We start from the raw sequence: 14,284 nt of genomic DNA, 5'->3' as shown, positions 1-14,284 counted from the left end.
ATGCGTAGCAAATCGCTTTTTGCTTCGTTTCGATATGCATTGGCCGGCGTATTATACTGTCTTGCCACTCAGCGCAACATGCGGATCCATTTTATTGCCGGGGCAGTGGTTTTGCTTTTGGCTTGGCGGCTTCAGTTTAGTGGTACGGAGATGATTTTACTGCTGTTGACGGTTGTTGCCGTATTGGTAGCAGAAATGTTTAACACTGCGGTGGAAAAAGTGGTTGATTTAGCTTCACCGCACCGCCATCCTTTGGCCAAGATGGCCAAGGATGTGGCCGCTGGCGCCGTTTTAGTAACGGCGCTTGCTTCGGTAGCAGTGGGATTTATCTTGTTTTATCCCAGATTATTCCGGTGAAGGAGGGGATACGCATGGATGAACTGATTGCAGCGGCCCAAAAAGCGCGGGAGCTGGCCTATACTCCCTATTCCCGGTTCCAGGTGGGCGCAGCGCTACTAACTAAAAGCGGTCGTGTGTATACGGGGTGTAATGTCGAAAATGCTTCTTATAGTTTGACCATTTGTGCCGAACGGACGGCTATATTCAAGGCTGTTTCCGAAGGGGAGCGTGACTTTATAGCGTTAGCAGTTGTTGCTAATGCGCCTGAGCCACTTGCTCCCTGTGGGGCATGCCGGCAAGTTATGGTTGAATTTGCTATAAACAGAGTGATTTTGTGCAATACTGACGGGCAACGGCGTGAACTGACGTTAGACGAACTGTTGCCTTATGCTTTTAATGAACGGTTTTTGATAGGAGATGATTCTTAATGCAAAAAGCTGGGGAGTATAAATCCGGTTTTGTCGCGGTAATTGGTCGGCCCAATGTCGGCAAATCTACTCTGGTGAATAGCCTGGTAGGCCAAAAAATCGCCATAATGTCGGATAAACCACAGACCACCCGTAACCGGATTTTATGTGTCCTTACCCTTGACGACGCGCAAATTTTGTTTATCGATACGCCAGGTATTCATAAGCCTAAACATCGCCTCGGCGAATATATGGTTCAAGCGGCGGAAACGACGCTCCGTGAGGTAGATGTCATTTTGTTTGTCGTAGATGCTACCGCTGAAAAAGGAGCGGGAGAACAATATATTTTGGAACGCCTGGCAAAGGTAGCGACACCGGTAATCCTGGTTGTGAACAAAGTGGATCAAATTCCCAAACCGCAGGTATTGCCGATTATTGACCAATATGCACGGTCGCGGGATTTTGCCGCGGTAGTGCCGATTTCCGCCCTGCAAAAAGTCAATTTAGACCGCCTGCTTGATGAAGTGAAAAAGCATCTTGCGCCTGGACCAAAGTATTATCCTGACGATATGGTCACCGACCAGCCCGAACGGCTAATTATCGCCGAGCTTATTCGGGAAAAGGCGCTGCATTTGACGCGGGAAGAAATTCCGCACGCAATTGCCGTAGACATTGAAGAAATAGTAAAACGGCCTAACGGGGACTTGTACATCCGGGCGGTCATTTATGTTGAGCGGGATTCCCAAAAAGGCATTATTATCGGCGCCGGGGGAAATATGTTGAAGGAAATTGGCCGTTTAGCGCGTGTCGATATCGAAAATCTCTTGGGTTCCAAAAGCTATTTGGATTTGTGGGTAAAGGTAAAAAGAGACTGGCGCAATCGAGAAAGTGTTCTGCGTTCTCTTGGTTATGAATAATAAACGCCGCCGTCTACCGCAGCGACGGCGCCGCAATTTTATTAAAATTTGCCTAAGAAAAAACATCTGCCCTCCGGGGCAGTTTTTTACTTTATTTTCGCTTTTTATGATTGGCGGCCTTTATTGACCGGCATATATTCTAGGTGGTATTATTTGTTAAGAGGGGTGAAACATGAAGTGGATTTCTAAGAATTTCATTCGCGGACTGATTGTCGTGGTTCCCATCGCCATTACAATTCTGGTCGTGTTGCAAATATTTAATTTAGCGGAAAAACTGCTTGGCCGGCATCTGCCAATCCATTTTCCCGGTCTGCCGCTCATTGCCGTTTTTTTATTGATAGTTCTTGTCGGTTGGTTATCGTCCTACTGGGCTTTAAAACGGCTCCTGGAATTAGGTGATCGCCTGCTGGGGGCTATCCCTATCGTGAAGTTTATATACAACAGCGTGAAGCAACTATCGACGGCAATGCTGGAGTCGCAGCAGCTTTTTAAGCAGGCTGTTCTTGTGCCCTATCCTCATCCTGGCGTTAAGGCTTTGGGTTTTATCATGCCAGAACTGTCTGAACCGCTCGTAGAAAAAGTCGGTACTGACAATGTCTGTGTTTTTGTGCCTATGAGCCTTAATCTGACTTCGGGTTTTAATATAATCGTGCCGAAGCGGGATATAATACTTTTAGACATAACAAGCGAAAGCGCTTTACAATATATATTAACCGCCGGCGCTGTCATGCCACGCCGGCCAGAAAACTAAATAGGGAGAGATGCGCTATCGAGTCGCCTTTATATAGTGCTATGAAATTACTGGCTGCTATTCTTCTGGTGCTCATTAACGGATTTTTTGTGGCAGCCGAGTTTTCGCTGGTAAAAATTCGGAAAACCCGCTTGGAAGAGCTTGCCCATCAAGGAAACGGGCGGGCAAAATTAGCGTTAAAAGTCGTTTCGGGATTTGACACTTATCTTGGCGCTACGCAACTGGGGATTACGCTGGCGTCACTTGCGCTTGGCTGGCTGGGGGAACCGGCAGTGGCTTCGCTGTTAGAACCTTTGGTATTTCGCTATTTCCCTGGTTCAACTTGGCTTTTGCATACGATAACCATCATGCTAGGGTTTACCATTATAACGTTTCTTCACATCGTACTAGGAGAGCTTGTGCCCAAATCGCTTGCTATTCAAAAGGTGGAGAGCATAGCTCTGTTTTCTGTTTGGCCGCTCTATATTTTTCATAAAATCGGCTATCCTATTATTATCCTGTTTAATAAAGCAGCCAAAGGCATTCTTGCCGTTATGGGCATCAGGGCGGCTAACGAGGCTGATTTGGCGCACTCGGAAGAAGAATTGCGCATGATCGTAAGTGCAAGTCACCGGGGCGGCGTCCTTGACCAAATGGAAAGCGAATTGATTGATAATGTCTTTGATTTCGCCGACCGGTTGGCACGCGAAGTAATGGTGCCGCGGCAGGACATGGTTTGCCTGTTTGTCGATGATACTTTTGAAGAAAACATGCGTATCGTGCGCGAAACAGGTCATACACGCTATCCTTTGTGCGTGGAAGACAAGGATCATGTCATTGGTATGGTGCATATTCGCGATCTTATGGATCTGGATATGAGCAGTACTGAGGAGAAGGACCTCAGGTCGATCATGCGGGAAATTCTCGTGGTTCCAGAAGGAATGTCGGTGGCCAAACTGCTCCAGTTTATGCGCCGCAAGCGTACCCATATGGCTGTTGTTATCGACGAATATGGCGGTACGGCTGGCTTAGTGGCGCTTGAGGATGTAATTGAAGAAATTGTCGGTGATATTCAAGATGAACATGATGACGAGGAGGATGTGGAAGTTCGTCGTTTGCCCCGATGGCACCTATGAATTTGACGGGCGGGTTTTTGTTGGACGATGTGACCGAGTTATTAAACATCCGCTTGGAAGAGCACGAAGAAGATACCATAGGGGGCTACATTTTCGGCATGTTGGGCCGCCGCCCGGAGGTAGGAGACAAAATCAATATAGGCGATTATAAGTTCGAAGTTCTGCAAGTAAACGGTTTTCGCGTTGTCCGCGTAAAGGCCGTGCCGCTCGATACCCAACAAATGGCTGTGGCTGATTAATTTTTTAGGAAAGGATGATGTCGAGTGTTGTTGCAGGAAGTAATGTGGGAAATCTTCCGGACTACCGGAGATATACGGGCATACTTAGTTTACCGCGAATGTCAGTCCCGTAGCACGTTAAATCCTGAAACATCACGCGACTAAAAAGATGACGCAAGAATATTCCGTTGAGGCCATCCTATTGACCGTCCGTGACTGCGGAACGGCCGACCGGATGGTCACGCTGTTTTCCCGGCAATATGGCAAAATAGCGGCAGTTGCATTTGGAGCTCGGCGACCGAAAAGCAGTTTCGCCGGATGCCTTCAGCCTTTTTCGCATGTTGACTTGTTATTAGTTCGCAACCGGGGAGGTGAATGCATTCGGCAGTGTGAAATAATTCGTGGGCACCGAAAACTGCGGGAAGAACTGCCGCGCATGGTTTACACCGCTCTTGTTGCTGAAATTGTAACCGAACTTTGGCCGGAGCACCAACCAGACCCAGAGGTTTTTGAACTACTGCTTGATGTATTGTCCGCTTTGGAAGAGCGTAATCCCCGGGTAGCCGCCATTGCCGCCGCCTGGCAGCTTTTGGCCTTGGCTGGGTTTGCTCCCGAGTATCGGCGATGTGTTGCCTGCGGTTCGGGTGTTTCCTTGCCCGCCCATTTCAATATTGGGGCCGGAGGGGTAATGTGTCCGGCCTGTGGCGGCTCACAGGCCAGCTTTACGGAAGGACAGGCTGATTTGCTAACCAAGTTTCTTACATTGGATTTTAGAAACCCCGGCCGGTTTACCGTAAATGCTGCTGCCTTGGCGGACTTGGAAAAATTGCTTGGGCAGTGCCTGGTTTATCACCTGGAAAAGGAATTAAAGACATGGAACTTTATTCGGCGGTTTGAACGACCAGGCACCGGATAAAATACCGGCTTCGGCAAAAAATAAACCAAACGAAAGAGGAGGTGTGTTGCGTGGAAATTACGCTTGAAAAAATTGACATCATTCGTGAACGGACTGGCGTTTCTTACCGCGAAGCCAAAGAAGTCCTGGAACGCAATGGTGGTAATGTCATCGAGGCTTTGATTGAATTGGAAAGCAAAAAAGAAAACACCTGGGCGGAGGAGTTTTCCGTCCGCTCGGCGGAAGTCATTGACAAAGTAAAAGAATAATTCATGAAGGCAATGTAACTAAAATTCGGATTAAGCATGACGGTCGCACGCTTGTTGATATTCCTGTTACTTTGGGGACCATCGGTGCTGTTGTTCTGCCGCAGCTTGCCGCTTTAGGCGTTCTCGTTGCCGTATTTAAGCGGTGTACCATTGAAGTTGTTCGCAACGATACTGATAGGGAGGCTACCGCTTCTTCCCGAACCGAAGCGCAGGACAATACTAATACTCAGACCGAACGTATCGATAAAGGTTTACTGTAAAATTTGACAAATCTTGTCGCTTTTGTTATAGTGAATATAAAAAATTACGGCAATGCGGGACACAAGTAGTTTTACACATGCAGCGAGCCGGGGAGGGTGTGAGCCTGGCGCCGTAAAACGAAGGCAGTCCCAAGCTGCGAGAGGAAATTCCGGTTTACTGCGGAAGAGTAAAGCTCGCCATAAAACCAAGGTGGGCCGATTCGGCCAATCAGGGTGGAACCGCGGGAAGATAAGCCTCCCGTCCCTGTAACAAAAACTGTTACTGCGGATGGTGAGGCTTTTTATTTTTACATAAAGAAGGAGGGCGTACGATGACGTTTCAAGACATTATATTAACCTTGCAAAACTTCTGGGCTGAGCAAAAGTGCATAATTCAACAACCTTATGATGTGGAAAAGGGGGCAGGAACCATGAATCCCGCCACCTTTCTTCGTGCACTCGGCCCTGAGCCATGGAATGTAGCGTATGTGGAACCGTCGCGCCGGCCGACTGATGGGCGTTACGGCGATAATCCTAACCGATTGTTTCAGCATCACCAGTACCAGGTTATCATGAAGCCGTCGCCGGCCAATATCCAGGAGTTATATCTTGAAAGCCTGGCCCGCCTCGGCATCGATCCGGACAAGCATGACATCCGCTTTGTCGAAGATAACTGGGAATCGCCCACCCTTGGAGCTTGGGGGCTGGGCTGGGAGGTTTGGCTTGACGGCATGGAAATTACCCAATTCACTTATTTCCAGCAAGTGGGAAGCATTGATGTCAAGCCGGTCTCGGTAGAAATTACGTATGGGCTTGAGCGTTTGGCCATGTATATCCAGGGCAAAGAAAATGTATTTGACATTGAATGGGTTGACGGCATTACTTATGGCGATGTCTTTCATCGCAATGAAGTTGAACACTCCCATTACAACTTTGAGCTTGCTGATACCAGTATGTTATTTCAGTTATTTGAGATGTACGAAAAAGAAGCAATTCGCATTATTGAAAAGGGCTTTGTACTGCCAGCTTACGACTATGTTCTGAAATGTTCGCATACATTTAACCTTTTAGATGCGCGCGGGGCAATCAGCGTCAGTGAACGGACGAGTTTTATCGGCCGGGTACGCAATATGGCGCGATTGTGCGCGCAGGCCTATCTGGAGCAGCGTGAAAAATTAGGTTATCCGCTCCTCAAAGGAGGATGTAATAATGGCTAAAGATTTATTATTGGAAATTGGCACCGAGGAAATACCTGCTAAATTTATGCCCGGCGCATTGGCACAACTGGAAAGCATCGCGAAAAGTAAACTGGAAACATATCGTGTTAGTTTTAGTAATGTCCGGGTGGTTGGTACCCCTCGCCGGCTGGCGCTGATCGTGTATCAGGTCGAGGAAAAACAAACTGACCGCAAGAGTGAGAACAAAGGGCCATCCCTGAAAATTGCTTATGACGAAAAAGGTCTACCTACGAAAGCGGCCTTGGGATTTGCTCGCAGTCAGGGCGTAGACGTCAGTCAATTAGTCGCCAAGGATGGCTATGTTTACGCGATTGTCGAGGAAGCAGGTCGTCCTGTTCAAGAAATCCTGCCAATTTTGCTGCCCGAAATTATTTTAGCGTTAAGTTTTCCCAAGAACATGCGCTGGGGCGATTTGGATGTGCGGTTTGCCCGGCCCATTCGCTGGCTGGTAGCGCTTTATGGTAATGAAGTAGTTCCCTTTACCTTAGCCGGGGTCGCGTCCGGCAATATGACGCAAGGGCACCGCTTTTTGAGCAAAGGGCCGGTAGTAATCTCTTCGCCGGATGACTATTTCGCCAAACTGGCCGAACATCATGTCATGGTTGATCAAGACGTGCGGCGGCGTGTTATTCGCGAGCAAGTCGAAAGCATTGCCGTTGACCAGGGAGGTGTAGTCAGTATCGATGAGGAACTGCTGGAAGAAGTAGTTTACCTGGTGGAATACCCTACTGCCCTTTATGGCCGGTTTGAAGAGAAATATTTATCCTTGCCGCCGGAGGTCGTTATTACGCCTATGCGAGAGCATCAGCGTTACTTCCCGGTCTTCGGCAAGGATGGAAAACTGTTACCGGTCTTTATAACCGTTCGTAACGGTGGTGCCGAGTATATTGATATTGTCCGTCATGGCAATGAGCGGGTGCTTAAAGCCCGTCTCGCCGACGCTCAATTTTTCTTTACTGAGGATCAAAAGACACCGCTTGCCGAGCGGGTGGAAAAACTCAAGACTATCGTTTTCCAGGAAGGTCTTGGCACCTTGTATGACAAAACATTACGGCTTGCGCGGTTGGCTGCCGTCATTGCCCGGAAAGCCGGCCTGCCGGAAAGCGAAATTCCAACCATTGAACGCAGTGCCTATCTGGCAAAGGCTGACCTTGTTACCGGCATGGTGTACGAATTTACCGAACTACAGGGCATTATGGGGCGGGAATACGCGCGGCTAAGCGGTGAGCCTGAGGCGGTCGCGCAGGCGATATTTGAACACTATTTACCCCGCTTTGCTGGCGATAAACTGCCGCAAAGCCCGGCCGGCAGGGTAGTTGGTATTGCCGATAAACTGGATAACATTGTCGCCACCTTTAGCCGTGGTCTCATTCCCACCGGTTCGCAGGATCCCTATGCGCTAAGGCGGCAGGCGTTGGGGATTGTAAATATTTTAATTGATGCAAAGTATCACTTGTCGCTGACCGAAATGGTGCAGCATACAATGGATCTGCTGGGCATTCATGACCCTGACCGGCGGACTAAACTAATCGACGAGATTGGCGATTTCTTCCGCTTGCGGATCAAGAACATTCTCACCGAGGAAGGTATGCGTCATGACATGATTGACGCCGTCATCGCTGCCGGCACTGATAACCTGTATGATACATGGCTGCGGGCCAAAGCGTTGGCGTTCGAAGGCGGCACCATGGCCATGCAACGGGCCGTTCAGGCCTTTACTCGTGCTGGTAATTTGGCGAAAAACGCAATAACGGAAACAATTGATCCGTCATTGTTTTCTACTGAAGCCGAACACAATCTCTATCAAGCATACCTGAGCGCCCGCCAAACGGTGGCAGAAAAGCTGCACGTTCGCGACTATGTTGGCGTACTTAAGGTCATGGCCGAAATGGCCGGCCCGATTGATGCATTCTTTGGGGCTGTGATGGTAATGGTTGAAGACATGGCAGTGCGCAACAACCGTTTGGCCTTGTTGAAAGCAATTACCGGTTTGACGGCAAACGTAGCCGATCTTAGCAAAATTGTTTAGAGCCATATTTTCAAAAACCTGTGCCTTCGGGTACAGGTTTTTGTATTACTATGCCGGCAAAATGGGAAGTTAAAAATAAAAATTATTGTCATGGCTGGCAAAGAAGGAAACGCATTTTAAATATAGTATATACTATATAAGGGGTTTTACTTTTAAAGTATAGCATAATTGGGAGGGTCTTATGGTAAATAAGGAAGAAAAATTAGTATTGTGGTTTGATGAGATTGGCAAAGAAGATGTAGCAATTGTCGGTGGCAAATCAGCTTCGTTGGGTGAGTTGACATCGCGCACTAAAGTGCCAGTACCTTTTGGCTTTGCCACAACGGCAGCGGCATACCGCTATTTTATTAAGCATAGTGGATTGGAAGCAAAAGTTGCTGAACTTTTGGGACAACTTGATGATGTTGAGGATAGCCGCAAATTGCGGGAAGTAAGTGCCGCTATCCGCAAGGCTATTATGGATGCCCCTATGCCTACTGAATTGGTCGGGGAAATTACGGCCGCCTATCTGGAATTAGGCAAGCGGGCAGGAGAGGTTGACCCCTTTGTTGCGGTGCGTTCCAGTGCAACCGCTGAAGACCTCCCTGACGCCAGTTTTGCCGGCCAGCAAGAAAGTTATCTCAATGTACGAGGCGCTGAACAGGTCGTGGAAAAGGTGAAGGAGTGCTATGCGTCCACTTTTACTGATCGGGCTGTGTATTATCGCGTGAAAAAGAATTTTGCCCATTTGGACGTAGCTCTTAGCGCCGTGGTGCAGATGATGGTCTTTTCCAGAGCGTCTGGTGTTATGTTTACCGTGGACGTAGCGACTGGGAATGATACCCATATTCTCATTGAAGGGGCCTGGGGATTGGGAGAATATATTGTTCAAGGCGTCGTTACTCCCGATAATTTTTTAGTGCGTAAGCAAGATTTGGCTATCGAAAAAAGTAATGTCCACGAAAAGCCGATTATGCTGGTGCGAAACCCGGTCGGTGGTTGCGAGGAGAAGCCTGTACCGCCTGAGATGGTCAATGCCCCTGTTCTCACCGACAGCCAAATCCGGGAATTGGCCCGGTATGCACTAGATATTGAGAAGCATTACGGTTCCTACATGGATATTGAATGGGGTATTGACGAGCGTAATAATAAAATTTGGATTTTACAGGCTCGCCCTGAGACCGTATGGTCGCGTCGAAATAAAGAAAAAGGTGCTGGCGTTGAACCAGCTCATGCAGTAGACGGCGCTAACCGTAAAATACTGACCAAAGGTCTGCCTGCCAGCCCGGGCCGGGTAGTGGGTAAAGCTCATGTCATTCTGGATCCTTCTATGATTGACACTTTCCGGGAGGGCGAAATTCTCATTACCGAAATGACGGCGCCCGACTGGGTCCCGGCTATGAAAAAAGCTCGCGCGATTATTACTAATGCCGGCGGTATGACTTGTCACGCTTCCATTGTCAGCCGTGAACTCGGTATTCCCTGTATAGTAGGGACCAAAAGCCGCGGGAATCCTGCTACGGCAGTCATTCCAGACGGGGCCGAAATTACTGTCGATGCCACTAATGGCATAGTATATGCCGGTACCATCAGTGACTTAGTCGCCTCCCAAACGGCGGTGGAGAGCATCCAAGCCATAACGGCTGCCGAAACTTTCCCTGTTACCGGTACGAAAGTATACATGAATCTTGGCGATCCCGATTTAGCCGAGCGTTATGCCATGTTGCCATGTGACGGTATTGGCTTGATGCGGGAGGAATTTATCTGGACGACCTATATTCACGAACACCCGCTGTATTTGATCGAAACTGGCCGCCCGGACAGGGTTGTGGACGGTTTGGCCGACGGTATGCGCAAGGTGTGCCAGGCGATGGCGCCCAGGCCGGTTGTGCTCAGGTTTAGCGATTTCAAGTCCAGTGAGTATCGCGAACTAAAAGGCGGCGACCGCTATGAGCCTTATGAACCCAGTGCCCTGCTGGGCTGGCGCGGTGCTTCGCGCTACTATGACCCCAAATATATTGAGGCGTTTAAGCTGGAAATTAAAGCGGTGCGCAAAGTGCGGGAAGAATACGGATTTAAGAATTTGTATGTTATGATACCTTTCTGTCGCACAGTTGAAGAGGCTGCCAAAGTGACGACCTTAATGGCCGCGGAAGGATTAAGACGCGGGCCGGATTTTAAAGTATGGCTTATGGCGGAAATCCCCACCAATATTATCCTTGCCGATCAATTCAATCAATTTGTCGACGGTTATTCTATCGGCTCTAACGACCTGACGATGCTTCTGCTTGGCTGTGACCGCGATAACGAAACAGTTGCTCATATTTTCGACGAGAGGGACTTGGCGGTGAAACGGGCAATCCGCCACCTGATTGAAGTAGCTCACCGTGACGGCAAAACGGTATCTATTTGTGGGCAGGCGCCCAGCGTGTATCCTGATTTTACTGAGTTTTTGGTTAAAAGCGGTATTGATTCTATTTCCGTTAATCCGGATGCGGTTAAAGCGACTAAAAAATTGGTGGCGCAGGTCGAGCAGCGGCTTATACTGGATAAACTGACCGGTCGTGGTTTGGTTGATAAAGAGGATTATACCTGGTAAATCAAACTTTATGTTGGCACGAAAAAGGAATTAGCCTACTTTTAGCGTATATATCCGAAATATCAGTAAGAAGGGGGGGTTCATCATCGCTTTAACACCCCGGCAAGAAAAGATTGCGGAAATTGTGCGCACCGAGGGACCCATTACCGGGGAACAAATCGCTGAACGCCTGAACGTTACCCGGGCGGCTTTGCGACCCGATCTGGCAATTTTGGTAATGGCCGGCATCATCGATGCACGTCCCAAAGTTGGATATTACTATACCGGTAAAAATGCCTTTAATATGCTAGTCGAGGAAATCAGTCGCATTAAGGTTCGGGACGTCCAGTCCGTACCTGTTGTCGTTCCTACCAATACAAGCGCCTACGATGTAATTGTCACCATGTTCCTGGAAGATGTGGGAACAGTATATGTGGTCGAGCAGGGCGGAATATTGGCAGGAGTGGTTTCCCGCAAAGACTTACTAAAAATTGCCATGGGTAGTGGCGATTTACACAAAGTGCCGGTCAAAGTTATTATGACGCCGATGACCAAGATTATTGTGACCACTGCGGATGAATCCGTGCTGGAGGCCGCGAAAAAGATTATTGACAACGAGGTTGACAGCTTGCCGGTCGTCCGTCCTTTGGCGGCGGATAAGACATATGAAGTGGTGGGACGCCTGACGAAAACGAATATTACCAGGCTATTTGTTGAACTCGGCGAAGGTAAAAGGAGGTAATGACTATTACGTCTTTACCAGTTATTTATGCGATTTCCGATTCAATTGGGGAAACGGCTGAAATGGTGGCCCGGGCGACTGCCAGTCAATTTAATTCCGGTAAGTTTGACATTATCCGTGTTCCCTATATCAACTCGGTGGAGCAAATTGAGGAGGTAGTGAGGGAAGCATCAACACAGCGCAGCGTCATCTGCCATACGCTTGTATCACCCGACCTGCGGGAAGCGTTAAAGGTGCAGGCAGAGCGCTTTGGAATTACAACTGTCGACATTATGGGGCCCATGATTACAGCCGTCCAAAAAATTGCGGGAACCGAACCCAAACTCAAACCGGGACTGGTGCATAAGCTGGACCAGGAGTATTTTAAACGGGTTGAGGCGGTAGAGTTTGCCGTAAAATATGATGATGGCAAAAACCCTTGGGGTTTGCACAAAGCCGACATGGTGATTATCGGTGTATCGCGCACGTCCAAGACACCGCTTAGCATGTATTTGGCCCACAAAAAACTAAAAGTGGCCAATGTACCGCTTGTGCCGGAAGTGCCGCCGCCGGAGGAATTATTTCAAATTCCGCCGCAAAAGATTGTCGGTTTAGTTATTGACCCGTTCAAACTGAATGAAATTCGCGCCGAACGCTTAAAGGCAATGGGCTTATCGGCTGATGCCAACTATGCCAATCTGGAGCGAATAACCGAAGAGTTGGAGTATGCCCGCGCTATCATGCGTAAGCTGCGTTGCCCAATCATTGACGTATCAAATAAGGCGATCGAGGAAACGGCCAATAAAGTACTTGAGATTGCGCAAAAGAACGCGAATGCAAGATGAATTAACCCCAGCCGCGCATGTCGCTGGCTGGGGTTTTCCCCTGTGAATTATAGAATGGTATTGGTTTTTACATTGTAGGTTACTGTTGCGGCTGACCAAACAGTCCCGTTTTGCGATACTTGTACATTACCCTTGAATACCGCCGTTTTAGTGCGCCAGTTGTAGTCTACGCTATCGGCCGAAATTTTGAGACCGTCGCGGGTCAGTACGACGCCGCCGCTTATTTCGGCGCTGTCTTTCGCATATACATAAACAGTGTCGCCGGTAAAATACAAGTCATTCTGCGTGACCGTTATTCCGCCGGAGGCCCAAACTTCCATAGTAGCCAGGTTTACCCTTGCCTCACCGGCGGTGATAGTCCGCGTTCCGATTTCAATCTGTACATTGCCACTGAGGACGTGCAAGCCGGTACTGAAATCAAAGTATTGGCGATCGGCCTTAAATGAAAGTTTCGCCGCCAGCGCCGTTGCGGTAAGGGCTACTAAAAGCAGAATAGTGAGTAGGATAATTCTTTTCCGCATGTGATCAACCTTCCTTCTAAACCAATTATAACAAATTTTGGACCTGTAAGTGTATAGTAAATATTTGGGATGATTTCGCAATATTTGCAAGAGGAATGATATAATGAGGTTGTAAAATCATGGTAAGAATGGAGGGGAGAGTATGAAGGTACGTGAGCGTCTGGAAGAAATTGAATACAAATTGCTGTCTCCTTATGCCGCCAAGAGCCGTGATGCTGTTCGGGACCGTGAGGAACAGCCGTGTGACTTTCGCACTTCTTTTCAACGGGACCGGGACCGCATTATTCACAGTAAAGCGTTTCGGCGCTTAAAACATAAAACACAGGTATATATTGCTCCGGGTGATCACTATCGCATGCGGATGACCCACAGTTTAGAAGTAGCACAAATATCGCGCACCATTGCCAGGGGACTTAGGCTCAATGAAGATTTGACCGAGGCCATTGCGCTTGGCCATGATGTCGGCCACACCCCTTTTGGCCATGCTGGCGAATATGCCTTGCGGGAAATCATCGGTCATTCAATCACAACGAACAGAGTTTGCGGGTCGTGGATTATCTGGAGCGTAACGGCCAGGGGCTTAATTTAACCCTTGAAGTCAAAGATGGCATTGTTAATCATACCGGTCCTAACAAACCGTTTACGCTTGAGGGCAACATTGTGCGGATTGGTGATCGTATCGCCTACCTTTGTCATGATTACGATGACGGCATTCGCGCCGGTATGCTTAGACCTACTGACCTCCCGGAAAGAGTATCCCGTATCCTTGGAACCAACCCGTCCAGTATGATTACGGTTATGGTGTCGGATATGATTCAGGCTTCGGACGGCCAAAGCGAAATTCGGATGTCGTCGGCAGTGCAAGAAGCTATGGACGAGTTTCGTGAGTTTATGTTCCAGAAAATTTATCACTCGGCCGAACTTGAACCGGATAGGACAAAAGCCAAATATGTCATCCATAAGCTCTATGATTATTTTATGGCTCATCCCGGCCGTCTGCCGCAGGAATTTCTTGACCGGGAAGAGCGTTGGGGGCTCCAAGTAACGGTAATAGATTATATTGCCGGTCTTACGGATTCTTACGCAATTAGTCTTTTTGAAAACTTGTTTATACCTTCCAAGTGGGGACTGGGATGATTATGTCTAAACTGCTTGGCGCTGGGTTCGTGATCTGCTTATGGACTGTCATACGTTGCAAAGGAACTGTCTGAGTACAGAAGCTA

The 14,284-nt window shown here is 48.4% G+C and carries 16 protein-coding genes and 1 pseudogene; 16 read left to right on the top strand and 1 reads right to left on the bottom strand.

Annotated features, from left to right (window positions below; all coding sequences use genetic code 11):
* From TCARDRAFT_RS04815 to TCARDRAFT_RS04755, 15 genes are all read left to right on the top strand, one after another.
* On the top strand, positions 1-357 hold the full coding sequence (locus TCARDRAFT_RS04815) for a diacylglycerol kinase family protein (protein ID WP_007288891.1): 357 nt from the start codon (positions 1-3) through the stop codon (positions 355-357).
* Positions 358-371: 14 nt separating this feature from the next.
* Positions 372-767, top strand: coding sequence for a cytidine deaminase (locus TCARDRAFT_RS04810; protein WP_007288890.1), 396 nt, complete (start codon positions 372-374; stop codon positions 765-767).
* Positions 767-1,663 (top strand): GTPase Era, encoded by an 897-nt coding sequence (gene era, locus TCARDRAFT_RS04805; protein WP_007288889.1) that lies wholly within the window; start codon positions 767-769, stop codon positions 1,661-1,663. The genes TCARDRAFT_RS04810 and era overlap by 1 nt, the downstream gene beginning before the upstream one ends.
* A 172-nt stretch (positions 1,664-1,835) precedes the next feature.
* Positions 1,836-2,414: a DUF502 domain-containing protein gene (locus TCARDRAFT_RS04800; protein ID WP_007288888.1), complete on the top strand. Its 579-nt coding sequence runs from the start codon at positions 1,836-1,838 to the stop codon at positions 2,412-2,414.
* A 41-nt stretch (positions 2,415-2,455) separates the two neighbouring features.
* Positions 2,456-3,529: a hemolysin family protein gene (locus tag TCARDRAFT_RS04795; RefSeq protein WP_007288887.1), complete on the top strand. Its 1,074-nt coding sequence runs from the start codon at positions 2,456-2,458 to the stop codon at positions 3,527-3,529.
* A gap of 29 nt (positions 3,530-3,558) precedes the next feature.
* Positions 3,559-3,768: a transporter associated domain-containing protein gene (locus TCARDRAFT_RS15975; protein ID WP_232199098.1), complete on the top strand. Its 210-nt coding sequence runs from the start codon at positions 3,559-3,561 to the stop codon at positions 3,766-3,768.
* 42 nt (positions 3,769-3,810) lie between these two features.
* Positions 3,811-3,912, top strand: coding sequence for a YqzL family protein (locus TCARDRAFT_RS16365; RefSeq protein ID WP_071934013.1), 102 nt, complete (start codon positions 3,811-3,813; stop codon positions 3,910-3,912).
* 4 nt (positions 3,913-3,916) lie between these two features.
* Positions 3,917-4,663, top strand: a complete 747-nt coding sequence (gene recO, locus TCARDRAFT_RS04785) for a DNA repair protein RecO (RefSeq protein WP_007288885.1) — start codon at positions 3,917-3,919, stop codon at positions 4,661-4,663.
* A gap of 50 nt (positions 4,664-4,713) precedes the next feature.
* Complete coding sequence (locus TCARDRAFT_RS15970) at positions 4,714-4,911, top strand: UBA domain-containing protein (protein WP_007288884.1); 198 nt, start codon at positions 4,714-4,716, stop codon at positions 4,909-4,911.
* Complete coding sequence (locus tag TCARDRAFT_RS15965) at positions 4,908-5,171, top strand: DUF4342 domain-containing protein (RefSeq protein WP_332248962.1); 264 nt, start codon at positions 4,908-4,910, stop codon at positions 5,169-5,171. Before TCARDRAFT_RS15970 ends, TCARDRAFT_RS15965 begins: the two co-directional genes overlap by 4 nt.
* A gap of 311 nt (positions 5,172-5,482) precedes the next feature.
* Positions 5,483-6,367 carry a glycine--tRNA ligase subunit alpha gene (gene glyQ, locus TCARDRAFT_RS04775; RefSeq protein ID WP_007288882.1) on the top strand — a complete coding sequence of 295 codons (885 nt, stop codon included), beginning with the start codon at positions 5,483-5,485 and terminating at the stop codon, positions 6,365-6,367.
* Entirely contained in the window at positions 6,360-8,417 is a 2,058-nt protein-coding gene (gene glyS, locus TCARDRAFT_RS04770) for a glycine--tRNA ligase subunit beta (RefSeq protein WP_007288881.1), read from the top strand. Before glyQ ends, glyS begins: the two co-directional genes overlap by 8 nt.
* A 181-nt stretch (positions 8,418-8,598) precedes the next feature.
* Positions 8,599-10,995, top strand: a complete 2,397-nt coding sequence (gene ppsA / locus TCARDRAFT_RS04765; RefSeq protein WP_007288880.1) for a phosphoenolpyruvate synthase — start codon at positions 8,599-8,601, stop codon at positions 10,993-10,995.
* 52 nt (positions 10,996-11,047) lie between these two features.
* Positions 11,048-11,716, top strand: coding sequence for a helix-turn-helix transcriptional regulator (locus TCARDRAFT_RS04760; RefSeq protein WP_332248961.1), 669 nt, complete (start codon positions 11,048-11,050; stop codon positions 11,714-11,716).
* The gene (locus TCARDRAFT_RS04755) at positions 11,716-12,540 is read left to right on the top strand and encodes a pyruvate, water dikinase regulatory protein (RefSeq protein WP_007288878.1); all 825 of its coding nucleotides are present in this window, start codon (positions 11,716-11,718) and stop codon (positions 12,538-12,540) included. The genes TCARDRAFT_RS04760 and TCARDRAFT_RS04755 overlap by 1 nt, the downstream gene beginning before the upstream one ends.
* A gap of 47 nt (positions 12,541-12,587) precedes the next feature.
* On the opposite strand, the gene TCARDRAFT_RS04750 is transcribed toward TCARDRAFT_RS04755, so the two are convergent.
* Complete coding sequence (locus TCARDRAFT_RS04750; protein WP_007288877.1) at positions 12,588-13,061, bottom strand: LptA/OstA family protein; 474 nt, start codon at positions 13,059-13,061, stop codon at positions 12,588-12,590.
* 142 nt (positions 13,062-13,203) lie between these two features.
* Between TCARDRAFT_RS04750 and TCARDRAFT_RS04745 the strand changes: the two are divergent.
* Positions 13,204-14,198, top strand: a pseudogene (locus tag TCARDRAFT_RS04745) (deoxyguanosinetriphosphate triphosphohydrolase).
* Positions 14,199-14,284 lie beyond the last annotated feature (86 nt).

Origin of the sequence: Thermosinus carboxydivorans Nor1 (assembly GCF_000169155.1) — a bacterium.
Taxonomy (GTDB): domain Bacteria; phylum Bacillota; class Negativicutes; order Sporomusales; family Thermosinaceae; genus Thermosinus; species Thermosinus carboxydivorans.
The sequence above is the reverse complement of the archived record's forward strand: the minus strand, read 5'-3'. Positions and strand labels throughout refer to the sequence as shown.

Bases quoted from the DNA above. Each gene is read 5' to 3' on its own strand.
- TCARDRAFT_RS04815 (WP_007288891.1), top strand. From the start codon at position 1: ATGCGTAGCAAATCGCTTTTTGCTTCGTTTCGATATGCATTGGCCGGC.
- TCARDRAFT_RS04810 (WP_007288890.1), top strand. From the start codon at position 372: ATGGATGAACTGATTGCAGCGGCCCAAAAAGCGCGGGAGCTGGCCTAT.
- era (WP_007288889.1), top strand. From the start codon at position 767: ATGCAAAAAGCTGGGGAGTATAAATCCGGTTTTGTCGCGGTAATTGGT.
- TCARDRAFT_RS04800 (WP_007288888.1), top strand. From the start codon at position 1,836: ATGAAGTGGATTTCTAAGAATTTCATTCGCGGACTGATTGTCGTGGTT.
- TCARDRAFT_RS04795 (WP_007288887.1), top strand. From the start codon at position 2,456: ATGAAATTACTGGCTGCTATTCTTCTGGTGCTCATTAACGGATTTTTT.
- TCARDRAFT_RS16365 (WP_071934013.1), top strand. From the start codon at position 3,811: ATGTGGGAAATCTTCCGGACTACCGGAGATATACGGGCATACTTAGTT.
- recO (WP_007288885.1), top strand. From the start codon at position 3,917: ATGACGCAAGAATATTCCGTTGAGGCCATCCTATTGACCGTCCGTGAC.
- glyQ (WP_007288882.1), top strand. From the start codon at position 5,483: ATGACGTTTCAAGACATTATATTAACCTTGCAAAACTTCTGGGCTGAG.
- glyS (WP_007288881.1), top strand. From the start codon at position 6,360: ATGGCTAAAGATTTATTATTGGAAATTGGCACCGAGGAAATACCTGCT.
- ppsA (WP_007288880.1), top strand. From the start codon at position 8,599: ATGGTAAATAAGGAAGAAAAATTAGTATTGTGGTTTGATGAGATTGGC.
- TCARDRAFT_RS04755 (WP_007288878.1), top strand. From the start codon at position 11,716: ATGACTATTACGTCTTTACCAGTTATTTATGCGATTTCCGATTCAATT.
- TCARDRAFT_RS04750 (WP_007288877.1), bottom strand. From the start codon at position 13,061: ATGCGGAAAAGAATTATCCTACTCACTATTCTGCTTTTAGTAGCCCTT.